Source organism: Aureimonas sp. AU20, from assembly GCF_001442755.1.
In the GTDB taxonomy this organism is placed as follows: Bacteria; Pseudomonadota; Alphaproteobacteria; order Rhizobiales; family Rhizobiaceae; genus Aureimonas.
On record NZ_CP006369.1, the window covers coordinates 209213 to 232266 of the forward strand.

The 23054-nt window shown below is 66.2% G+C and carries 21 protein-coding genes; 8 read left to right on the forward strand and 13 right to left on the reverse strand.

Annotated elements, in window-relative coordinates; genetic code table 11:
• Positions 1-36: 36 nt before the first annotated feature.
• The 6 genes from M673_RS20005 to M673_RS20035 all read right to left on the reverse strand — a co-directional run bounded on the left by M673_RS20005 (position 37) and on the right by M673_RS20035 (position 6794).
• The gene (locus M673_RS20005) at positions 37-1104 is read right to left on the reverse strand and encodes an ABC transporter substrate-binding protein (RefSeq protein ID WP_061978484.1); all 1068 of its coding nucleotides are present in this window, start codon (positions 1102-1104) and stop codon (positions 37-39) included.
• A 142-nt stretch (positions 1105-1246) separates the two neighbouring features.
• Positions 1247-2161: a LysR family transcriptional regulator gene (locus M673_RS20010; RefSeq protein WP_061978485.1), complete on the reverse strand. Its 915-nt coding sequence runs from the start codon at positions 2159-2161 to the stop codon at positions 1247-1249.
• Positions 2162-2441: 280 nt separating this feature from the next.
• Positions 2442-3284, reverse strand: a complete 843-nt coding sequence (locus M673_RS20020) for an N-acyl homoserine lactonase family protein (protein ID WP_061978487.1) — start codon at positions 3282-3284, stop codon at positions 2442-2444.
• Positions 3285-3289: 5 nt separating this feature from the next.
• Positions 3290-4285, reverse strand: coding sequence for an ABC transporter permease (locus tag M673_RS20025; protein ID WP_061978488.1), 996 nt, complete (start codon positions 4283-4285; stop codon positions 3290-3292).
• A complete protein-coding gene (locus M673_RS20030) occupies positions 4282-5811 on the reverse strand; it encodes a sugar ABC transporter ATP-binding protein (RefSeq protein WP_244493231.1) in 1530 nt (509 codons plus the stop codon). Before M673_RS20030 ends, M673_RS20025 begins: the two co-directional genes overlap by 4 nt.
• Before the next feature lie 38 nt (positions 5812-5849).
• Positions 5850-6794, reverse strand: coding sequence for a sugar ABC transporter substrate-binding protein (locus M673_RS20035; protein ID WP_061978490.1), 945 nt, complete (start codon positions 6792-6794; stop codon positions 5850-5852).
• A gap of 186 nt (positions 6795-6980) precedes the next feature.
• On the opposite strand from M673_RS20035, the gene M673_RS20040 reads away from it, so the two are divergent.
• Positions 6981-7985: a LacI family DNA-binding transcriptional regulator gene (locus M673_RS20040; protein ID WP_082639906.1), complete on the forward strand. Its 1005-nt coding sequence runs from the start codon at positions 6981-6983 to the stop codon at positions 7983-7985.
• A 434-nt stretch (positions 7986-8419) separates the two neighbouring features.
• Here M673_RS20040 and M673_RS20045 read toward each other — a convergent pair whose 3' ends face one another.
• From M673_RS20045 to M673_RS20075, 7 genes are all read right to left on the reverse strand, one after another.
• The gene (locus tag M673_RS20045) at positions 8420-9508 is read right to left on the reverse strand and encodes a catalase family protein (protein ID WP_061978491.1); all 1089 of its coding nucleotides are present in this window, start codon (positions 9506-9508) and stop codon (positions 8420-8422) included.
• 227 nt (positions 9509-9735) lie between these two features.
• Positions 9736-10515: a VOC family protein gene (locus M673_RS20050; protein WP_061978492.1), complete on the reverse strand. Its 780-nt coding sequence runs from the start codon at positions 10513-10515 to the stop codon at positions 9736-9738.
• Positions 10512-11432 (reverse strand): SMP-30/gluconolactonase/LRE family protein, encoded by a 921-nt coding sequence (locus M673_RS20055; RefSeq protein ID WP_061978694.1) that lies wholly within the window; start codon positions 11430-11432, stop codon positions 10512-10514. Before M673_RS20055 ends, M673_RS20050 begins: the two co-directional genes overlap by 4 nt.
• 23 nt (positions 11433-11455) lie before the next feature.
• Positions 11456-11902 (reverse strand): cupin domain-containing protein, encoded by a 447-nt coding sequence (locus M673_RS20060; RefSeq protein ID WP_061978493.1) that lies wholly within the window; start codon positions 11900-11902, stop codon positions 11456-11458.
• Positions 11899-12369: a DoxX family protein gene (locus M673_RS20065; protein WP_061978494.1), complete on the reverse strand. Its 471-nt coding sequence runs from the start codon at positions 12367-12369 to the stop codon at positions 11899-11901. Before M673_RS20065 ends, M673_RS20060 begins: the two co-directional genes overlap by 4 nt.
• Before the next feature lie 290 nt (positions 12370-12659).
• Positions 12660-13640, reverse strand: coding sequence for an aldo/keto reductase (locus M673_RS20070; RefSeq protein WP_061978495.1), 981 nt, complete (start codon positions 13638-13640; stop codon positions 12660-12662).
• A gap of 216 nt (positions 13641-13856) precedes the next feature.
• Complete coding sequence (locus M673_RS20075; protein ID WP_061978496.1) at positions 13857-14534, reverse strand: GntR family transcriptional regulator; 678 nt, start codon at positions 14532-14534, stop codon at positions 13857-13859.
• Between the two features lie 84 nt (positions 14535-14618).
• Between M673_RS20075 and M673_RS20080 the strand changes: the two genes are divergently transcribed.
• The 7 genes from M673_RS20080 to hydA all read left to right on the forward strand — a co-directional run bounded on the left by M673_RS20080 (position 14619) and on the right by hydA (position 23026).
• Complete coding sequence (locus M673_RS20080) at positions 14619-15269, forward strand: GntR family transcriptional regulator (protein WP_061978497.1); 651 nt, start codon at positions 14619-14621, stop codon at positions 15267-15269.
• A gap of 207 nt (positions 15270-15476) precedes the next feature.
• On the forward strand, positions 15477-16301 hold the full coding sequence (locus tag M673_RS20085; RefSeq protein ID WP_061978498.1) for an ABC transporter substrate-binding protein: 825 nt from the start codon (positions 15477-15479) through the stop codon (positions 16299-16301).
• Positions 16302-16347: 46 nt separating this feature from the next.
• Positions 16348-17040, forward strand: a complete 693-nt coding sequence (locus M673_RS20090) for an amino acid ABC transporter permease (RefSeq protein WP_061978499.1) — start codon at positions 16348-16350, stop codon at positions 17038-17040.
• A gap of 27 nt (positions 17041-17067) precedes the next feature.
• Entirely contained in the window at positions 17068-17964 is an 897-nt protein-coding gene (locus M673_RS20095; RefSeq protein WP_061978500.1) for a dihydrodipicolinate synthase family protein, read from the forward strand.
• A 10-nt stretch (positions 17965-17974) separates the two neighbouring features.
• Positions 17975-20878, forward strand: coding sequence for an FAD-dependent oxidoreductase (locus M673_RS20100; protein ID WP_244493230.1), 2904 nt, complete (start codon positions 17975-17977; stop codon positions 20876-20878).
• Positions 20875-21603: an amino acid ABC transporter ATP-binding protein gene (locus M673_RS20105; protein WP_061978502.1), complete on the forward strand. Its 729-nt coding sequence runs from the start codon at positions 20875-20877 to the stop codon at positions 21601-21603. The genes M673_RS20100 and M673_RS20105 overlap by 4 nt, the downstream gene beginning before the upstream one ends.
• A 10-nt stretch (positions 21604-21613) precedes the next feature.
• Positions 21614-23026 (forward strand): dihydropyrimidinase, encoded by a 1413-nt coding sequence (gene hydA, locus M673_RS20110; protein ID WP_061978503.1) that lies wholly within the window; start codon positions 21614-21616, stop codon positions 23024-23026.
• The last annotated feature ends 28 nt before the right edge of the window (positions 23027-23054 follow it).

Sequence of the window (23054 nt, forward strand, 5' to 3'; positions counted from 1 at the left end):
AGAGAGGGCGGACGGCGGGGCCGTCCGCCCCGTTGGTTACATGTTCGCCTTGCAGACCTCGGTGGTCTCGATGCCCTGGCAGATTTCCTTCCAAGTCCAGACGCCCTTCGTGACGACTTCGCCGAGGTTGTCCTTCGTGATGTTCTCGACGGGCAGGAGGATGGCCGGCACGTCCATGAACTGGTTGTTGACCTTGCCGTTGACGAGGTCCTGCGGAACGCCCTTGCCGTCGAGGATGGAGGTGACGACCTTGGCCGCTTCGGTCGCCTCGACCTTGAGGTCCTTGAGAACCGAATTGTCCTGCCACCCTTGCGCGACGTAGCGCAGAGCCTCGACGGTCGCGTCCTGGCCGCCCGTGACGAGCTTGTCGCCGGGCTTGTAGCCTTGGCTGAGCAGGGCCGCGACCGAGCCGCCCGTCGTGCCGTCGTTCATGCCGAGAAAGACGTCGACGTCGCCGCCGTTCTTGGTCAGGCAGTCCTCGGCGAAGGACTGGGCCAGCGTCGGGTCCCAGTTCTGCGTGTACTGCTCGCAGACGACCTTGACCTTGCCGCTATCGATCAGCGGCTTCAGGAACTCGTCCTGGCCCTTCTCGTACTGCCCGGTGCCATACTCACCCTGGTTGCCCTTGACGCGGGCGACCTTGACGGGGGTCTTGTCCATCTTCCCGATCAGCTCGGCGGCGCGCTTGCCCTGAGCCTGGCCGACCGCGAGGGTGTCGAACACGACATGGGCCTCGGCCTTCCCGCCGACGGCGTCGTGGTCGTAGAGAACGACCGGCACGCCGGCGGCCTGGGCCGCGGCCATGCCGCCGGCAACGAGGTTGGCGTCGGCCGAGGTCAGAAGGATGAGCTTCGCGCCCTGCGTGATGGCATCCTCGATCTGCTTCTGTTGCTGCTGCGGGTCGCCCTGCGCGTTCTGCACGGTGACCTCAGCGTTCGGACGCATCTCCTTCATCGCCTCCACGAAGAAGGGCGCGTCACGGCTCTCGAAGCGGATGGTCGTGGTGTTCGGCAGAAGGAAGAAGACCTTCTCCGCCGTCTGCGCGTGAGCGGCGCCCGCAAGGGACGCGGCGGAAACCAGGAATGCGGCGAGTAGGCCCTTCATGATATCATCCTCCCAGTCGAATGTCGGTGATCAGCAGTTCGTGGGCCACGAGACGTGGCGACAAGGATTGCCTAACATTCACTCCAGCTGAGACAAAGAAGCCAGATTGGGAAACATTATTGCGTACGAAGCAAAAAGCCTGTCAGCGCGTCCAGCGGTTCTCGAAGTCGTTCAAGCGAAACCGGTCGATGAGAAAGTCGATGAACAACCGCGTCCTCACCGGGACGAAGGACTTGCTGGGATAGGCGACGTTCATGATGAGGCGCGGCAGGTCCCAGTCGTCGAGGACCCGGACGAGACGCCCGGCATCGAGATCATCCTGCACGATGTAGGTGGGTTGCGCGAGGATCCCCAGCCCGTCGCGGGCGGCCTGGCAGATCAACTGCCCGTCGTTCGCGAGGATCGCCCCCTCGACCTTGACGGTGGCCTCCTCCTCGCCCCGGCGGAAGCGGAACTCGTTCCAATTGTCGGCCAATGTGTAGAGAACGAGGTCGTGACCGAGGAGTTCTCGCGGGTGCTCAGGCACACCCCTTTGGGCCAGATAATCCGGCGACGCCGCAAGAAGCCGACGCGTCTCTCCCAGTCGCCGAATGGTGATCGAACTGTCGGCCTCGACGCGGCGGGTGCGGATCGCGAGGTCGAGCCCGTTTTCGATGATGTCGTAGTAGCGGTTCGAGGAAACGATCTCGATCGAGAGAGCGGGGTAGAGCCGCCGGAACTGCGCCACGACGGGCATGAGGTGCAAGAGCGAGAAGGACAGCGACGCCCCGACGCGGAGCCGTCCCGTCGGGGCGTGCGAGCGAGCCGTGACGTTGGCTTCCGCTGCCGCCCAGGTCGAGAGCAGCTCTCTGGCGTCGGAAAGAAGCGCCTCGCCCTCGCTCGTCAGGCTGAGCTGGCGTGTCGATCGCTGGATGAGACGCGCGCCGAGACGGGCCTCGAGATTCATGAGGTGGCGGCTGATGCCGGAGACGGAAAGGCCCAGCGCGCTCGCCGCCCGGGTCATGCTTCGCTCGTCGGCGATGGCGACGAACACCTGAAACTCGGTCCAGCGATCCATTTTTAGCCTTCGGAGAGGGGCCTACATCTTCCAACAGCCATCCTTCCTTATCCTCGTCGTAGCAAGTGAGCAGCCATCCGACAGGGAACGGCTCACCTCAAGGGCGGACCCAAGGCCCGGTCGCCCCGTGTTGGTCGCTTGATCCTCTTCCACGAAGGCGATCGCGAAGGCGAGACAGAGGAGGGCGATCGCGCGCCACGACCGCTCGGGCCCATCGAGGTCCGTCCGCCTCCGGCGCAACATGGACCGACGTCTCCAAACGGAACGGATCACCCCTGGTTCAGGACGCCTTCACGATCCGGAAGCCCTCGATCTCCTCGACCACCGGCAGGTTCGGCCAACGCTGCATGTCGTGCAGGATCACGAGGCGGCCGAGATCGCCTGCGATCTCGCGGTTGATGCGGTCGAAGGTCTTGAGCTGATCCCAGACGCTGCCCGTGGCGTTGGCGAGCGGGACATAGACGCCGTCGTGATTGTGGCCGCAGATGTTGCGCTTGGAATAGACGCAGTCGCCCGAGATGACGAGGCGACCGCGCGCGGTCTCGACGATCACGAACTGCTGGCCGACGGTGTGGCCGGCCCCCAGCCTCAGGTGCAGGCCGGGCAGGAGGTCGTCGACGTCGCCTTCCACGAGGTTCAGACGGTGCTCGAGCGAGGCGTCGAAGGCGTTGCGCAGATCGTCCGGATTGATGATCTCCGTGAGGTAGCCGAACTGGCGCGGCAGGGCGAGCGCCTCGATCCAGGACAGGAGTTCGGTCTTCTGGATGTGGAGACGCGCGTGGGGAAACTCGTGGATCGAGCCCATGTGATCGAAATGGGCGTGGCTGAGCACGATGTCGGTGACGTCCTGCGGCGCGACGCCGAGCGCCGCCAGCATGCGCAGCGGCGACACCCAGAAGGGCACGCCGAACTTCACGCTCATGGCCTCGCCGCTGCCTTCCTTCATGAAGCCGGTATCGACCAGCACCACGCGATCCCCGCTTCGGGCAAGGACGAAGGAGAAGGGCACGTCCACGGTGCCCTCGTCATAGGCTCCGTGCACGAGGCCGGCCACGAGCTGGTCCTTGGACCGGGCGAACTCGATGACGTGAACGTCCCAATTCGGCGCGTCGGTGTCGGGCATGGATGTCAGCTTTCCGCGATCGAACGGCCGAGGCTCGAAAGCCCGACGGCCAGGATGAGAATGGCGCCCTGGAGGACGTATTGCGAGAAGGTGGGCGCGCCGAAGATGTTCAGGCCGTTGAAGCCAAAGGCGATGATCAGAGCACCGATCAGCGTGCCGAAAATGTGGAATTCGCCATCCCGCAACGTGGCGGAGCCGAGGAACACGGCGGCGAAGGCGGTCAGAAGATAGCTGTCGGCCGCGCTGGCCGTGCCGCTGCCCAGGCGCGAGGCGAGGAGGATGCCGGTCAGCGCGGCGCAGACGCCCGAGATCACGAAGCCCAGAATCTTGATGCGGTCGACATCGATGCCGGCGAGCCGCGCCGCGGCCGGATTGCCGCCGACCGCCTGTATCTCCTGGCCAAGCGCACTTCGCTCCACCAGCACCCACAGGCCGCCGACCACGAGCGCCATGATGACGATGTTGTTGGGAATGCCGAAGAGCCAGCGCCCCAGCGACAGCTGGAGAAACGCCTCCGGCACGCCCGAGACGATGGGCACGCCGGCGGAATAGGCGAAGGCGAGACCGGTCAGGATCGTGCCGACGCCCAGCGTGGCGATCACCGAGTTGACCTTAATCTTGGTGACGATCAGCCCGTTGACGAGGCCGATCAGAGCGCCCGCGCAAAGGACGATCAGGATCGCGAGGGGGATCGGCAACCCGTTGGAGACGATGAGGCCGGTCACGAGGATGCCGTGCAGGCTGGCCGCGAAGCCGACCGACAGATCGAGTTCGCCGACCACCACCGCGAGCGTCAGCCCGGCCGCGATGATCATGGTCAGCGACGCCTGGTTCAGGACGTTGGTGAAGTTGTTGAGGGTCGGAAAGGCGCGCGGAGACAGGACCGCGAAGGCGGCGATCATGGCCAGGAGGCCGATGATCGTCGCATAGCGCGCGAAGATGCCGAGCGCGGTCTTCGCCCGGGGCGAAAGGCGGCGGGTCGGGGCGCTGGCATCGGTCATGTCGGGTCTCCGGCGTTGCGCCCTTCGGCGTAGCTTGCCTCGATGATGGCGCTGCGGGTCAGGGCGGACCCCGCCAATTCGCGCACGATCCGGCCTTCGGCCATGACCAGCACCCGGTCGCAAAGGTCCGGCAACTCGTCCGGCTCGGAGGAGACGACGAGAACGGCCATGCCCTGCCGCGCCAGATCGCGGATCAGGCGGTGGATCTCGCCCCGGGCGCCGATGTCGACACCGCGCGTCGGCTCGTCGAGGATGAGGATCTTGGGCGCGCGCAGCAGCCAGCGGCCGATCACGACCTTCTGCTGGTTGCCGCCGCTGAGGCGCCCGACAGGCGCGTGCATATCCGGCGTCTTGATCGCGAGGTCGCGGATCACATCGTTCGACAGCGTCCGCTGCCGGGCGGCGCTGACGAGCGGCAGATGCGGGCTGGAGACGATCCGCGACAGGCTGGACAGGGTGAGATTGAAGGCGACGCTCTTCGTGAGCACCAAGCCCTCGCTGCGCCGCTCCTCCGGCACGAGGCCGAGGCCGGCCTTCACGGCATCCGCCGGGCGGCGCGGCGCGAAGGTGACGCCGTCGAGGCGCATCGCGCCGCCGTCGGGTCGGTCGGCGCCGTAGACGAGGCGCACGAGTTCGGTTCGCCCGGCGCCGACGAGCCCGCCGATGCCGAGCACCTCGCCGCGATGAAGCTCGAAGCTGACGTCGCGCACGCGCGGGCGCCGCGTCAGTCCGGAGACGGCCAGCACGACCTCGTTGCGACCAAGGTCGGCTGCGGACTTCTCAAGGTTTTCGACGGCGCCGCCGACGATCGCGTCGACAAGCGCGGGTCTCGTCAACCCGGCGCCTTCGAGCGTCGCCACCGACCGACCGTCGCGGAATGCGGTGACGCGATGGCAGATGCGCAGGATCTCGTCGAGCCGGTGCGAGACGTAGAGCACCGCGACGCCCGAGCGCGACAAGTCCTCCACGATGCGCAGAAGCGTCTCGGCCTCGGTCGCCGACAGGGAGGCGGTCGGCTCGTCCATCACGATGAGGCGGGCCTTCCGCACGAGGGCGCGACAGATGTTGATGAGCCATTTCTCGGCGACCGACAGGCCTTTGACGCTCGAAAAAAGCGGGGCGGCGAGGCCGACGCGCCGGGCCACGGGCTCGACCTCGCGGGCGATCGACCGCCAGTCCACGACGCCGAAGCGCTGCCGCTTGGGCAGGCCCAGCATGATGTTCTGGAGAACCGTCATGCCGGGCACGAAGGCGAGTTCCTGATGGATGAACGTCATGCCGAGATCGGCCGCGCGCTGGGGCGCGGTGATCGTGACCGGCTTGCAGTCGACCTCGATCCGCCCCCGATCGGGCTCCGTCAGCCCGGCAAGGATGCGGATCAGCGTCGACTTGCCCGCCCCGTTCGCTCCGACCAGCCCATGCACCTCGCCCGGCTGCACGCGAAGCGAGACGCCCTTGAGCGCCTGAACGCCGCCATAGGACTTGGCGATGTCCTCGGCGAAGAGGAAGGGAACCCCATCGGGCATGGTCCTGCTCTCGGCCGGTCGCGGCGCGGCCTGCAACATCACTTGCCGAGTGCCTCGGGATGCTGCTTCACGAAGTCGGCGACGCTGTCCCGGGTCACCAGGATGGCGGGCACTTCGGCGGCCTTCGGCGTCCAGCCGGCTCCGGCCTTCTTGATCTCGTCCAGCATCTCCACCATGCGCTGGCCCTCGGAGTAGCTGTTCTCCCAGGCGGTCGCGGTCATGTGGCCGTTCTGAACGTTCTCGATCGCCTGGGCGTTGCCGTTGACGCCATAGACATTTACGTCGTCGCGGCCCTGCTGGCGCAGCGCCCCGATCGCCCCGATGGCCGGATCGTCCCAGCAGCCCCAGATCGCGAGATTGCCGTCGCCGGCCGGGTGCGACGCGAGCCAGGCGTTGGCATATTGCGCGCCGTCCTCGAAATAGCCGGGAATGCGCACCTCGTTCTTCGTGACGGTGATGCCGGGGCTTGCCTTCAGCATCTCGTCCAGAAGAACCTCGCGATTTCGGCAGACCTCGCCGGTGCGGTAGGTCAGGGCCAGCAGGCTTCCCTTGCCGCCGAGATCGGCGATCATCTTCTCGATCACGGGCTGCGCGATCGGCGCGCCCGATCCGTTGGTCGCGGCCACCGAGGAGCCGAGGCCCCCGCCCCAGGTGACGACGGGAATTCCCGCATCCTTGGCGGCGGCCAAGCCCGCGCCGATCGACGAATAAGGAAAGACCATGTCGATGATCGCGCCCGCGCCGCGCCCGGCGAAGTTCTGGATCGCCGAATTGGCTTGATCGGCGCTGCCGGCGGCGTCGATCACCGATACGGTCCAGCCGGCCTTTTCGGCGGCGGCCGCCGCGCCCGCGATGTAGCGCACGTTGTTGGCTTCGGTGGCCGAGATCGAGACGATTCCCAGAAGCGGCTTGTCCTGGGCGATGGCGGGGGCGAGCGTCGCGGCAAGGCCGGCCACGACAATGGCGATCGTTGAAGCGTTCATCGGATCCTCCCACGGTTGCTTCGGCTCCCGCTGCCCTCCCGGCGAACAAGAGCGAACCGTTTTGCTAATCTTTCCGAACAATCTCGAGAATGCAAGGGCATTGACGTTCGCTCGCCATCGGATAACGGTATCTGAGTCAGAAGGCGTTCCGAACGCCTTGCCGAAACGTTTAGCTACGGTGCTCGCTTGGCTACAATCCGCGACGTCGCAAAGGCCGCCGGCGTCTCCACGGCGACCGTGTCGGCGGTGGTCAACGAAACCGCCTATGTCAGCCCCCTGCTGCGGGCCCGCGTGCTGGCGGCGATCGACGATCTGGATTATGCGCCGCTATCGGCCGCGCGGAACCTGAAGCGCGGTCGCAGCCAGCTGATCGCGCTCGCCGTGTCCGACCTCACCAACCCCTTCTTCGCCCGCATCGTCTGCGCCGCCGAGGCGGCGGTGGCCGATTGGGGCTATTCGCTGGTTCTGTTCAACAGCGACGAGAAGCCCGAGAACGAACGGCGGATTCTCGCTCGGGTCCGCGCCCTGTCGTGCGACGGCCTGATGCTGGTTCCCATCGATGCCAGCCTGCGCCTGGATGGTCGCGAGGGGGAAGGGGGCCGAATTCCAACGGTCCTGTTCGGCCGCCGTGTCGCGGACGATCGCTGCGATACGGTGACGATCGACAATGTGTCGGCGGCTCGGCAGGTCGCAAACTACCTGCTGGATCTCGGTCATCGCCGCATCGCGACCATCACCGGCCCGCTTCACCTGACGACGGGACAGGGGCGTCTGGACGGGCTCCTCGAGGGAATGGCCGCTCGCGGCCTTGAGCCCGAGCCCGGGCACGTCCGCAATGGTGCGTTCCGCGAGGACGTCGCCTATTCGGTCGCGCGAGAGCTTCTGACGGGAGCGGACCGTCCCACGGCGATCTATGTCGCCAATGGCGTCATGGCGCTTGGGGTCATGCGGGCGCTCGCCGACCTCGGGTTGTCCTGTCCCCATGATGTGTCCATCGCCTCCACCGACACCATTCCGGGCATCGGAGGCCTGCGCCCACGCCTGACGCGAACGGAACATCCGATCTCGGAAATGACGAACGAGGCGCTGAGGCTGCTGGTCGATCGGATAGAGCGAGGCCCCGCGGCCGCACCGCGAAACGTCATCTTCCAGCCGGCCTTGATCCTCGGCGATAGCTGCGGGCCGGTTTGAACCCAAGATGCCAGACAATCCTCCTTCTGACAGGAAACGGATCGTCGAAATGAAAACGCCCTCGCCGGGGGAGGACCGGCAAGGGCGCCATGGGTAACACGAGCGTGGGAGGAACCGCTCGCATGACCAACCCTAATGGTGATCCCTTGCGTGATCCTGAGGTGCCGCCTGATAATCCGTACTCCTTAGGAAGCAATCCTTCAGGTGGCTACCGGGAACGAGATCCCTGCGTAAAACAACAAGACGCTCGGCTCTTTGGTCATCCGCGCGACGACTTGCAACCGGCGCATCGCCTACCTCACCAGGCTCTTGCCTCCGACACCTCCAGGCGCGTGGCGATTGGATGCCGCTGGTTTTGGTTCACCAGCGGCCAATTTACCCATGGCACCGCCATTCCGGGAGGGGTCAGGTCCGGGACAAGCCGGCGGAACCCTTCACGCGGGAATGGCGTCGATCGCGGCCGGGTTCTGCTCGGGGATGCCGTTCTCGAGATGCCGGAACTCGGACAGCGCCTGATAGACCTGAAGGCGAGCCCGCATCACGGAGCCAAGGGGTCGGTGCGCGGCCAAGCTGTGCGCCGGACGAAAGGTCATTTCCTCGTCGAAGTAGCGCTGACGGGCGGTGCTGTAGGCGTCCTGGGCCGGCAGGCGGATCGTGGCGACGGTGACGAAGGGGCTCGTCTCCTCCGACCACTCGACCGAGGCGTCCTCGATCGGCTGGCTGTCCGCATCACGCCAGAGCTGCGCTTTCAGCTCGAACACGACCTCGTTCGCCCGGAAATGATCCACTGCCGCATGTCGGAAGCCATCCTCATCGTCTTTGGGGTCGAGCCGCCAGTCCTTCAGCGCCTCCAGCGCCTGCGAAACCGGGAAGGCGCCGAGCTTGGCGACATGATCGCCGAAGCGGATGGGGGCCTGGCTGTAGTAAGGCTCGGCCAGCGGATGCGAGAACGGGTGGCCGAAGAAGTCGGCCTTCGGGCTTTCGGTGCCGAAGGCATGCAGCACCCGGTTGAAGTTGCGCGCCAGCGAGGCGACGGCGCTCTTGGCGCCTTCCGGCAGGCCCGTGGCCTTGCCGATCACGGTGCCGTCGCGCAAGAAACCTTCCGCCGTGCCGGAGGGAAAGGTCGTGCCGCTGGCAAGGACGAAGTCCTGCGTATCCGTGGCGTGGCCCGGCAGCTTCTCGCCGGGGACGTCGAAGATTTTGATCGACATGCCGCGATGGGTGGAAACGCGGTCCCCGAGATGCTCGCCCGGTCCTTGCGCGAAGCGCACCGCCACGGGATAGGTGCCGGGACGGGCGAACAGGCCCTGGGCGAGCTCGGGGGGCAGGCCCTTGGGAATCTCCAGCGTTCCAACCGCGAGCGCCGTGGATTTGGCATGGCTCGCCCGCACGGCGTGGTGCTCGCGCTTCTCCACGGTCTGCGACTGCTGCGTCATGCCCTGGATGATGCCGTCGATCGTCTTCTGCTCGCCCTCGCTCGGCTGCTCGACGTCGGGACTGTAGGGAAGGGGCGGACGTGTCATCGTGTCGTCTCCAAGTCTGCGTCACCGCTGCGGTGGGCGCCGTTTGAAGCAACAAGGGACGCGTCGTTGGAGCGGTTCCAAAGTTCTGCGAGCGACGAATCCGTCAGCACGCGACATGGATGCGACCTCAAGCCCGATCGCGCCGACCACGATCGGACTGATGGAAGGAGCGACGATCTGGATCATCGTGACCGTCCATCATCTGATGATGGGGCGTTTGGAGGTCCTCAGGCTTGGATGCTGAAGCGATGCCCATCAGGGTCCGCACCCGAACCGCTCCGGGAAGAGGTGTCACGAAATAGCAGCGAGGTTGCGAAGGGTGAACCGTCCGCTGCCCTTTCGCGCAGGGTGTCGGGCTCGGCGTAGCAGAGGAGCTCGAGATGAGGTGGTGCGCCGCCGGGCGGCATGAGCGTCGTCACCTCGACGATGGCGTGCGGGACGTGAAGGCCGTCCATCCGCGCCTGCTCGGGGCCGCGGTTCGTATGCCTCTCCGTCACTTCGAAGCCGAGTTCGCGCCAGAACGCGATGGCTTGGTCCGTATCGGATACGGTGATGGCCGAATGGTCGATGCCGAGGAATGGGCCTGGATCGCTGCGGCGCCAGATGGCGGGAACCTTGTCGGGCGCAAACTCGAGAAGCTCCAGCGGATGCCCATCCGGATCGCGAAACTTGAACGCCCTCGCCCCGCCCGAGGCTTCGGGCAGGCGTTCGGGGCCATTGAACGAGATCGCCGTCCAGCCGGGCACGCTCCCCAAACGCTGCATCGCTTCGTCCATATTCGAGACGATGATCGCGCAATGCTGGAAGGCAGCGGCGTTCGAGGGCGGCGATGGCCCGCTATCCTGTGTTGCAGGCATGAACTCCAGACGCTGCGCACCAAGCAGCAGGGCGCGCGTGCCGTTCCCCGAGGCCGTCTCGCGGCACCCGAAAGCTGCGACGTAGAAACCGAGTGCCGCCTCGACGTTCCGGCAAGCCAGTCGGACGGCCGCGATGCGCAGATCTCTCATGGCCAGCGCGCCCCCCGCGTGTTGAGGAACACGGCCATGAGCGTATGGCTCGCTCCGATGAACAGACGGTTGAGATACGAGCCGCCGCCGAAGGTGAGGTTCGAGACGGTCATGCCCAATCGGATACGCCCGAGAAGCCGACCGTCGGGGCTCAAGCAATGGACGCCGTCGCCCGCGCTCGACCAGATGCGCCCCGCCTCGTCTACGGCCAACCCATCGGTGTAGCCGGGCGCTACCTTGGCGAGATCGCGCATCGGCCCGAGCGATCGTCCGTCGTCCGAGACCGGCAGCACCCGCAAGACCTGCGTGGGATCGGAATGCCGCTGGTCGCCCGTCTCGGCGACGTAGAGGAGCGTTTCGTCGGGTGAGAAGGCGAGGCCGTTCGGCCCCTGGAAGTCGCGCGAGACGGCGGTGAGTTCGCCGCTTTCGGGGGCGAGGCGATAGATTGTCGGGGCAAGTTCCGACATCTGCCGCACACCCTCGTAGTCGTTGGCGATGCCGTAGAGCGGGTCCGTGAACCAGATCGACCCGTCGGACTTCACCACGACGTCGTTGGGCGAATTCAGCCGGCACCCCTCGAAATGGGTGGCGAGCGGCGTGATGCTCCCGTCGTGTTCGATCCGCACGACCGCGCGTTCGAGGTTGACGCAGGCGACCACCCGGCCCTCCCGATCGCGCGCCTGGCCGTTGGCGTTGCCGGAAGGCTCGCGCCAGACGGCGAGCCCTCCTCGCTCGCTCCACGCCATGGTGCGCCCGCGCGGCAGATCCTGGAAAAGGAGCGTCCCCCAGTCGCCCATCCACACGAGCCCCTCGATCCAGCGGAAGCCCGTCGCCAGCACTTCCACCGGCGCGTTGGACAGCGTCAGATGGTCGAACTCGGGCTCCACCGTCTCGAATCGGAAGTCGGCCTGGGCCAAGCCAACATCCGGAACGCGGGTGGTCAAACGAAGCGGCACGGCGTCGTTTGCTCGCGCTTGGTGTCGAACTGCACCACCATCAGGACGGCCGGCTCGTCGCCCACCGTCCCCGACATATGGCCTTTGCGGCCGTCCCGCTCGCGCGTGCCCTGATCCTCGCCGAAGGAAATCTCGCCCGGCCCCATCTCGACGCGCGTGCCGTCCATGGACTCGACGTACCAGCGACCCGAAAGCGGGATAATCCATTGCGGCGACGGGTTCTCGTGCCAGGCGCCCTCCCAACCCGCCGGCTGTACCGTCACCATCACCGTCATGCCGTCGTGATGTTTGTGACCCTGCCACTGCGGCGCCGCGGGCGGCTGCATGCTCTTGAGCTCGAACTCGGTCATCGTGCAGCGCTTTTGCCGGCTGACGCCGTCGTCGTCCGTGTAGAGGTGCCAATAGGGAACGGTGGGCTTGTCGTCGCTCATGGGTTGGCTCCGGTGGCATAGGGGTGGGTCGATGATAGGGGCGCGGCGAAGAATGCATCCGCATCGCCGGCCTGCGTCCCGAAGGTGATGAGAAGGAAGCCGCCGGCAACGGCGAAGTTCTTGGGAAAGTCCCACATCGTCTCGCGCCCCTTCGACGGTCCGCGGAGCCGGAAGTCGGGGGCACGCCAGAATGGCTTGAACAGAGCGGCTGTGACCGCGCAGTACCCGGCCAGGACGAAAGCGGCGAGCCGGTCCGCGACGCCGGTCAGGACGCCCAGCGACATCACCACCTCGACGAAGAGACCGGTGAGGATGAGAGCCTTCGCCAGCCCTCGGCTGCTCGTGGCCTCACCGGCTTGCTCGGTCGCGGCCGCGAAGTTCAGCAGCTTGTCGAGCGCGCTGAAAGGCAGAAACAGAAGGACGAGTGACAGGCGTGCGAGAAAGGCGATCAGGATTTCGAGCGTCATGACGGCAATCGGACCCGGCTGTGGTTCGCTAAATGGAGGCACGGTGCCGGGCGCTTTTCCTGTTCCGGTGGTGCATCCCGTCAACGACGACGAAACTGGAGGAACGATCCGCCGCGCCCAGTCTCTGGTCGCAACTAAAATATCGGCGATCGCATGGGCGTCGATCGCGCGCCCGCCGCCTATCCGAACCTTACGCTCCGAGAAACGCCTATCGGCTCGGCCATCTTCAGATCGAGCTCACAGGCGTGCCGCTCCAAGAGGCGCTATGCCGCGTGGATTGGCGGAAGCACTCAGGAGAAGCCTGTCACCGCATGGGGAACATAGGGTTCTTCCAGCGCCGTGATTTCCTCGGGCGTCAGTCGAACGGAGAGGGCCGAAACGGCGTCGTCGAGATGATGGGGTTTGGTGGCGCCGACGATCGGGGCGGCGACGGGGCTCGTCTGCAGCACCCAGGCCAGCGCGATCTGCGCCCGTGGCAGGCCCCGGGCGGCGGCGACCGCAGCCACCGCTTCCACCACCTTGCGGTCGGCGTCGGCCGTGTCGGCGTAAAGGGTTCGGCCGAACGTGTCGGTCTCCGAACGGTTCGTCGCTTCGTCCCAGTCGCGTGTCAGACGCCCACGCGCGAGCGGACTCCATGGAATGACCCCGATTCCCTCCTCGCGGCAAAGGGGCAGCATCTCGCGCTCCTCCTCGCGATAAAGCAGATTCACGTAGTTCTGCATCGTCACGAAGCGCGCCCAGCCCCGGCGCTCCGAAATGGCCAGCGCTTTGGCGAACTGGTAGGCATGCATGGAGGACGCGCCGATATAGCGGGCCTTGCCGGCGCGCACCACGTCGTTCAGCGCTTCCAGCGTCTCCTCGATCGGCGTCTCCGGGTCGAAGCGGTGGATCTGGTAGAGATCGACATAGTCCATGCCGAGCCGGCGCAGGCTGGCGTCGATTTCGCTGAGGATCGCCTTGCGCGACAGGCCGCCTCCGTTCGGCCCCGGCCGCATGCGGCCCTGCACCTTGGTCGCCACCACCACCTCGTCGCGCTGCGCGAACTCCTTCAGCGCCCGTCCGACGATCTCCTCGCTGGAGCCATCGGAATAGACATTGGCGGTGTCGAAGAAATTGATCCCGAGATCGAGCGCCTTGCGAAGAAAGGGCCGGCTCTCCGCCTCGGGCAGCGTCCAGGCGTGGTTGCCGCGCCCCGGTTCGCCGTAGCTCATGCAACCGAGGCATAGGCGTGACACGTCGAGGCCGGTGCGGCCGAGCTTCACGAAGTCCATGGTTCAGTCCCTCGAAGGGTTGTCGTCATCGGATCGTCGAGGACGAAGATAGGACCCGGCCGGCCAATGTCAGGGCGCCATAGCATTGGCCTCGTTCCACGGCTTCGAAGGTGTTCCGAAGGCTTCGCGTTGGAAAAGCCGGACAGCCCGGAGGCATTGAAACGAAACGGCTGCCGGCTCTTCTCGGAATTCGACAACGGGAGAGCTTCCGCTGGCTTACTTCGGCAGGAGCGATTGCAGCGCGAAGTCGATGAGGCTGCGCACATGAGCCGCGACCGCTTCCCTCGCTTCGGCGACGGCGGAGGCCTGAAGCGCCTCGATGATCCGCAGATGCTCGGTCGAGTCCGGGATCAAGCGGTCTTTCAGCTGGTCGATCTCGAAGAGGCGCGTCGTCGCTCGAAGCTCGCGCAAAACGCGCGCCATGACCTCGTTGCCGCAATGCTCGATGATCATGCCATGCAAATTGTCATCGGACAGCCAATGCCGATCCGTATGGTAGGTCGTGGCCGTCAGCAACTCGTTGATCTCGTGGCGAACGGCGAAAATCTGCCTGTTCGGGATGCTGCCGATCGCTTGCGCCGCCGCCTCCGGCTCGATCAGCAGACGCAGCTTCAGGCTTTGCAGATATTCGCCGAGCTCGACCCGGCGAACGACATAGTTGCGGCCATCGCCCTTGTGGACGAGACCTTCTCCTTCCAGCCTCTGCAAGGCTTCGCGCATGGGCGTGCGTGAAATTCCAAGGGTTTCGGCGAGTTTGGCCTCGACGATCACATCCCCGCCACGAAGGCGGCGGTCGCGGATCATGTCGGAAACGGAGCGATAGGCGAGTCCGACGAGGTTGAGACCGCGCTCGCTGATCGCAGCGCGACCCGGTGCTGCGCTCGATGGTTCCATTCGGCCCGCCTGTCCTCGCTCACGCTTTGCTTCGATTGCCGGTATACCACTTGTCGGCAAGCAGGGAACGGGAAACCTTCGACGATGAGCGACCATCTGCAAAACGAGGAAACGGGCAGCCTGTCGGAACAGGCCTATCGACATATCCTGTCGGGCATCCTCTCGGCACGCCTGGCCGCCGGCACGCCGATCCAGGAACGACGTCTGGCGGCCGAGATCGGCCTGTCCCGTTCGCCCTTGCGCGATGCGCTCGGCCGCCTTGCCGGGGAGGGGCTTCTCGTGCGCGGCAATACCGGCGCGTTGACGATCCGGGCGATCAGTCTCTCGGACTATCTCCAGAGCCTCGACATGCGGACCTTGGTGGAGCCTTCGGCGGCCGCGCTCGCCGCGCGGGCCATCGGGGAGGACGATCTCCAACGCCTCGACGCCGGCCTGTCCAGCCTGGAAGCGGAGGCGGATCCCTCGCGCGAGGCCCTCGCTGCCTTCGATGACGACCTGCACGGCACCATCGCGTCGCGCTCGGGCAATCCCTTCATGGAACGGGTGCTGAGCGAGATGCGTCGCTACACCACTCTCTACGAGAGCCAGACGGGGCGTCGGCCGCTGCGCAACGCCGACGGGCCGGAGCATCGGAACCTTCTCACCGCTTTGACCTCCCGCAACTCCGAAGACGCCGCCGAGGCCATGCGACATCATCTCGAAGGCATCCGGCGGCGCATTCTCGAACGCTTTTAGAGAGAGGCGGCCACAGCCACCGAGGCAGACCCCCGAGGCAGGTACGCAAGATCGGCGGGGGAGGGCATGCTCTCGGCCCTCGTCCGACATTCGAACCTTATTCTCTCATCGCATCGGAGGCGCTTGCGGAAGCGAAAATCTTGCTGCATGATAGTGGTATACCATTAGAATGCGATGATCGTTCCTCCCTGAGAAAGCTCCCATCAGATGCGTGCTGCGATTTCCGCCCTGACCCTCGGCCTGTCCCTCCTGTCCACGATCGCTCACGCGCAGGACTGTCAGCCGCGTGTTCCCTCCGACGCCTTGATTCAGCCCGGCAAGCTGGTGATGTCGACCAACCCGACCTTGCCCCCGCTTCAGTTCGTGGACTCCTCGGGGCAGCTGAAGGGCATGCGGGTCGAACTCGGGACCGAGATCGCCAAACGCCTTTGCCTGGAGCCCGAATATGTGCGGATCGAGTTCTCGGCGATGGTGCCGGGCCTCCAGTCCGGCCGCTGGGACCTCATCAACACCGGCATCTTCTTTACCGAAGAGCGCGCGAAAATTATGCAGATGATCCCCTACGAAAATCAGGCGATCAGCATTTCCACCGCCACCCAGTCCGCCGTGAAGGTGGAGAAGCTGGAGGATCTCGCCGGCCATTCCGTGGGTGTCGAGATCGGCGGGTTCGAAGAGAAGCAGGCGAAGGCCATCGACGCGCAACTGCGCGAGAAGGGTCTGGAAGGGCTGACCGTCCGCACCTTCGACAATTTCGCCCTCGCCTATCAGGCGCTGCGCGCGGGGCAGGTGGATGCGATGGTGTCCATCGACGGCGTCGCGGAGGAATATGCCAAGCGCGGCCAGTTCCACCGCGCCCTCGGGGGCATCGGGCCGACGCCGGTGGCGCTCGCCATGAAGAGCCGCCCCCTGGCCGACGCGGTCCTGCAGGTTCTGAACGAGATGAAGGCCGACGGGTCCTTCGACAAGCTCTTCGCCCAATACGGGGTCGAGCCGGCGGCGGGCGCGCTCGCTGTCAAGGGACCGGCGAGCTGAAGCCGTTCGCTGAGCTGAAGCCGTTCGCGCGGAAGGACGAGAGCAGATGCTGAACTGGAGCTGGCCGGGTTTCTTCGGCTACCTCGTGAACCCCTTCATTCTCCAAGGCGTCTTCACGACGCTCTGGCTGACGGTGGTCGCCATTCTTGCCGGACTTGCGCTTGGCTTCGGCCTTGCCCTCCTGCGGCGTTCCCCGAGCCGTCTCCTGTCGGGGGTGGCGGGGGCCTACATCTGGCTGTTCCGGGGCACGCCGCTTCTCGTCCAACTCATCGTCATCTACACGGCGCTTCCCGAACTCGGCATTCGCTTCAACGTCTGGCAGGCCGCTCTCATCGGCCTGTCCCTCAACGAGGCGGCCTATCTCGCCGAGATCATCCGCGCCGGCATCGAGGCCGTTCCGAAAGGGCAGGTCCGCGCCGCCCGCGCGGTCGGCATGCGCGAGCCGCAGATCATGCGTTACATCGTCATTCCCCAGGCGCTGAAGATCATCGTGCCGCCGCTCGGCAATTCGGTGAACGGCCTTCTCAAGACGACCTCGGTGACTTCGGTGATTTCGATGGAAGAGCTTCTGCGGCGCACGCAGGTGCTGATCCAAGAGCAGTTCCAGGTCTTGGAACTCTTCACCGTCGCGGCACTCTACTACCTCCTCCTAACAACGCTCTGGGACATCGTGCAGCGCCGCATCGAGCGCCGCTTCGGACGCGCCGACCAGCCGCTTGCGGCTGCCGACCGACGCTGACCCATCCCTTCAACGGATCTCCTCGACATGGCCAAAGCCTTCCGCGGTGTCTACACCGTCATGATCACACCCTTCGACGCTGACGGGGAACTCGATCTCCAGACCCTCGAAGCCTTCACGAACTGGCAGATCCAGGAGGGCATCCACGGATTGATTCCGCTGGGCTCGACCGGCGAGTTCCTGTCGCTGTCGGAGAACGAGCGTCTCGCCGTGGCCCGCACCGTGATCGGGGCGGCGGCAGGCCGGGTGCCGGTGCTGCTGGGCACCGGCGCGGAGGACACGCGAGAGGCCGTGCGCCTGACGCGGCAGGCGGAGGACCTCGGCGCCAGCGGCGCGATGATCATTCCCCCCTTCTACTCCACACCGACCGACGAGGAGATCGTCCACCATTATCGCACGATCGCGCAGAGCGTCGGCATTCCGATCATGGTCTACAACAATCCCGCGACGGCCAATGTCGATCTGAAGCCCGATCTTGTGGCGCGTATCGCCGAGATCGACGGCTGCGACTACATCAAGGAATCGACGCTGGAGGTCACGCGGGTCCGCGACATCATTCGCAAGGCCGGCAACGACATGACCGTGTTCGGTGGCATTCTCGGGTTCGAATCCTTCGTGGAGGGGGCGGAAGGCTGGGTGGCCGTCGCGTCCAATGTCGCCCCTGGCCCGATGGCGCGCATCTTCGAACTGGTGAAGGACGAGAACCGCATCGCGGAAGCGCATGCGCTCTATCTCGAATGGCTGCCGTTGATCGAAGCGGTCGGCGGACATTTCTACGTTGCCGGCACGAAGTCCTTGCTCGGCCATATGGGCTTCTCTGTCGGGGGTCCGCGTCCGCCGCGTCTGCCTTTACCGGCTGCGGACGACGCGCGCATGAAGGCTCTCGTCGAGCGTTTCGGCCTGACGCGCTCTCTGGCCGCCTGAGACCATGCGCGTGGTTCGGCCCACCTCGGTTCGTGATGGCGCGATTGCGACGGTCACGTTCGATGGTCGCCCGCTGGCGGCCGTCCCGGGCGAGAGCGTCGCGGCCGCACTTGTGGCGGCGGGGATCCGCGCGCAGTCGCAGGGGAGGGACGGAAGCTCGCGTGGCCATTATTGCGGCATGGGCGTCTGTCACGATTGTCTCGTAATGGTGGACGGTTCCGCCGGCCAGCGCGCTTGCCTGACCAAGATCGTGGATGGCCAGCGGATCGAGACTCAGCCCGCAAGGCCCGACCTGCTCGATCCCACGCTCGCCGATCTTGCGCAGCCGCCCATCGCCATACCCGAAGAAGCGGTCGATATGCTCGTTGTCGGTGCCGGTCCGGCGGGGCTGGCAGCGGCCGAGACGGCGGCCTCGCACGGCATCCGTGTCGTCGTGATCGACGAGCGTCCCGCCCCTGGGGGCCAGTACTTCAAACAAGGCGCGCACCCCGCGATAGGTGAGCCCGACCGTCAGATGCGCGAGGGCGCGCACCTCGTGTCTCGGGTGCGGGGCCTTGGGGTCGTCTTGCGGGAACAAACATTCGTATGGGGAGCCGAGCGCGATGCTGTGGGGCGCCTCGTGCTCGCGACGGTGGCGAACGGGCGCGCGGGCCGCATCGCCCCGCGCGTGCTCGTGGTCGCGACCGGCGCCTTCGAGACCCCGCTCGCCGTGCCGGGCTGGACGCTGCCGGGCGTGACCACGACAGGTGGCGCGCAAACGCTGATCCGCTCCTACGGCGTTCCGATCGGACACCGCGTTCTCGTCGCCGGCAACGGGCCGCTGAACATCCAGGTCGCCCTGGAACTGAAGAAGGCGGGCGCGGACGTCGTCGCCGTGCTGGAACGGGCGCCGTCTCCCTCGTCCCGCCGCCGCGAGGCCACGCGGCTCATCGCGGCGCATCCCGCCTTGGCCTTGCGCGGCCTGGAGCAGATGGCGCGGCTGGCGCGCCAGCGGATCGAACTCCTTTGGGGCGCCAGCCTCCTTCGCATCGAAGGCGAGAGCCAAGTCGAGGCGGCGATCTTCTCCACGGCGGAGGGCGAGCGGCGCGTCGCTGTCGATGCGGTGGTCGTCGGCAACGGATTTGCGTCCGCCAACGAGCTTCCGCGGCTTCTCGGCTGCGCCCATCGCGAGGCGGACGGCCGCTTGGAAGTTGTGCGAGACGAGAACGGCGCGACATCGCTGGAGGACGTTTTCGTGGTGGGGGAAGCGGGCCGCTTCGCCGGTGCCCATGTGGCGATGGCGCAGGGACGGCTTGCAGCGCGCGAGATCGCCCGTCGTCAGAACCTTGAGGGCGCGAAAGGGGACGAGCGGGCCGACCGGCGGCGACTGGCCCGCCACGAGCGCTTTCAGGCGGCCCTCTGGTCGCTGTTCGCGGCCGACGAACCGTCTCGGCCCGCGCCGCAGACCCTCGCCTGTCGCTGCGAGGCGGTGAGCTTCGAGACGATCGAGCGCGCCCTGCGCGGGAGCGCCCATGGCGACATGGCGAGCCTGAAGCGGCTGACCCGCGCCGGAATGGGCCGTTGCCAAGGCCGGTATTGCGGACCGGTTCTTGCCCAACTCGCCGCCCGCGATCCACAGGCGCGGGCCGTCGCGCCCAAGCTCGCGGCCCAAATGCCCCTGCGGCCCGTGCCTTTGGCGGCGCTGGCGGTCGAGAAGCCCGAGTGGGGCGGCCATCGCCGCGCCCATCTGCCGGACCGACCTGCTCCCCCCGGCGAGCGGTTGCCGCCGACCCAGGTCGGAACGTTGATCATCGGTGGCGGAATTGCCGGGCTGGCGACCGCCCTGTTCCTCGCCCGTGCCGGCGAGGACGTTGCGATCGCCGAGCGGAACGTGGCCAACTCGGGGGCGTCCGGCGGCAATGCGGGAAGCCTCCACGCTCAGCTTCTGTCCTTCGACTATGGCGCGCGCGCCGAAGCGGGCGGGGGGCCGGCGGCTCGCACGCTGCCGCTGCAGCGCGATTCCATCGACCTTTGGCGCAGCCTGGAGGCCGAACTCGGGCGCGATTTCGAGATCAAGGTCTCCGGCGGGTTGATGGTCGCGGAAACCGAGGAGCATCTGCGCTTTCTGGACGCCAAGACGGCCCTGGAGCGGGCGCAAGGGGTCCCGTCGCACGTGATCGGCGCGGCCGAGTTGCAGCTGATGGAGCCCGCCCTGTCGAGCCGCTTCCTGGGCGCCGCGTTTTGCCCGGCCGAAGGCAAGATCAACCCGCTCGTCGCGACCGAAGGCATTCTTGCGGCCGCGATCGCGGCAGGCGCCAAGCTTCTGGAGCGCACCGAGGTCTGCGCCATCTCGCGCGAGACGGACGGCTTCACCGTTCAAACGCAACGCGGGCCCGTGCGGGCCCGCCGGATCGTCAATGCCGCAGGCGCTTTCTCGTCTCGCATCGGCGCCATGCTGGGACTCGACGTTCCCGTCTTCGGCGCGCCCCTTCAGATGGTGGTGACCGAGGCCGTCGCGCCCCTCGTTTCGTGCCTCGTCGCCCATGCCGGGCGGCATCTGACGCTGAAGCAGGCCACCAACGGCAATGTCATCATCGGCGGCGGCTGGACGGCTGGTCTCGATCCCGTCGACCAGCATCCCCGTCCGCTGCTGGCCAGCCTGGAAGGCAATCTCTGGGTTGCGCAGCATGTCGTGCCGAGCTTGCGAAAGGCCCATGTGATCCGAAGCTGGGCCGCGATGAACATCAATATAGACGGCGCGCCGATCCTCGGCGAGCACCCCGACGCTCCCGGGTTCTTCAACGCCGTAACCTCCAACGGCTACACGCTCGGACCCCTGGTCGGCCGCCTGACCGCCGATCTCGTGACCGGGCGTGCGCCGTCCCACGATATCGCTCCCTTTTCCGTCGCGCGCTTTTCGAGAGGCCGTCCATGATCGAGATCGAAGGCGTCACCAAATCCTTCGGGAAGTTCCAGGTTCTAAAGAACTGTTCCACGCGGGTGGATAAGGGCGAGGTCGTTGTCGTGTGCGGCCCCTCCGGCTCGGGCAAGTCGACCCTGATCAAATGCGTCAACGGGCTCGAGCCCTTCGACCAAGGGTCGATCCGTGTCCACGGGATCGAGGTGGGCGACCCGAAGACGGATCTGCCGGACCTTCGAACCCGCATCGGCATGGTTTTCCAGAACTTCGAGCTCTTCGCCCATCTGTCCATCATCGAGAACCTGACGATCGCTCAGGAAAAGGTGCTCCTGCGCAGCCCCGACGCGGCCAGACGCAAAGGGATGGCGCTGCTCGATCGCGTCGGCCTCGCGGACCATTACGCCAAATATCCCGCGCAGCTCTCCGGCGGCCAGCAGCAGCGCGTCGCCATCGCTCGCGCCTTGGCGATGGACCCGATGGCCATGCTCTTCGACGAGCCGACTTCGGCGCTGGACCCGGAAATGATCGCCGAAGTGCTCGACGTGATGGTGGGCCTGGCGCGCGAGGGCATGACCATGATGTGCGTCACGCACGAAATGGGATTTGCCCGCAGCGTCGCCTCGCGCGTCATCTTCATAGACGGCGGTGAGATCATCGAGGATCGGCCGACCGAGTCGTTTTTCTCCGACGTCACCAACCCGAGGACGAAAAGCTTCCTCGGCAAGATCCTGCGCCATTGAGAGACGACCCATGCTCGACCTGATCATTCGCGGCGGCACGCTCGCCACCGCCTCCGACGTCTTTGCCGCCGACCTTGGCATCCGCGACGGGCGCATCGTCCAGATCGGCGAGCGGCTCGGCGCCGCGGTGCGCGAGGTGGACGCCTCCGGCCGCTTCGTCCTGCCAGGGGGCATCGACAGCCATGTGCATCTGTCCCAGCCTTCGGGTGACGGCATCGTGATGGCCGACGATTTCGAGAGCGGCACGCGCTCGGCCCTGTTCGGCGGCAATACCTGCGTCCTGCCGTTCTGCCTGCCCCGAAAGGGGCAGCCTCTGCGAGAGGCGTTGAAGGATTACCACGCGCTTGCGGAAGGGCGCTGCTACACCGATCATTCCTTCCACCTGATCCTGCCCGAGGTGAACGGCGCGATGATCGGGCAGGATCTGCCGGCCTTGGTTGCCGATGGCTATCCATCGTTCAAGGTGTTCATGACCTACGAGGGTCTGCGCCTGAACGACGCCGAGATCCTGCAAACGCTCGATTTCGCGCGCCGAACGGGCGCGACGGTCATGGTTCACTGCGAGAACGAGGACGCGATCCGCTATCTCGTCGACCGGGCCGAAGCCGCAGGCGATCTGGCGCCCCGCTTCCATGCTTCGACGCGGCCCGTCGCGGTGGAGCGCGAAGCCACGCACCGGGCCCTTTCGCTGGCCGAGATCGTCGACACGCGCATCGTCATCGTCCACGTGTCGAACGAGCCGGCGATCGCCGAGATCCGCGCGGCGCGCGCCCGCGGCGTCAACGTCGTCGGGGAGACATGCCCGCAATATCTCGTGCTGACGGCCGCCGACCTCGATGGTTTGGATTGGGAAGGCGCGAAGTTCGTCTGCTCGCCGCCCCCGCGAGACACGGCGTCTCAGGTCGCATGCTGGAACGGCATCGAGACCGGCGTCTTCGACCTCTTCTCCTCCGATCACTGTCCCTTCCGCTACGATGACCCCACAGGCAAGCTCAACCCAAGGGCGCGCGAGGGATTTCGTCATATCCCGAACGGCATTCCGGGCGTCGAGACGCGGCTGCCGATTCTGTTCTCGGAAGGCGTGATGAAGGGTCGGATCGACCTTCAACGCTTCGTCGCCTTGTCATCGACGAACCATGCCAAGACTTACGGACTGCCGACAAAGGGCTCGATCGCGGTCGGCATGGATGCCGATATCGCGATCTGGGACCCGAACGAGACGCGCCCGATCCGCCACGCCGCGCTTCATGATGCCGCCGACTACAGCCCCTACGAGGGCCTGGAGATAACGGGATGGCCGACCACGGTGATCCTCGGCGGAACGGTCATGATCGAGAACGGGGTGCTGGCGGGAAAGATGGGCGCCGGTCGCTATCGCCGCCGTCAGACCGCTGCTTCTCCAAATCGCGCCGGTCCGGTCTGAACGCCTTCCTCCCTCACTCACGTCCAAG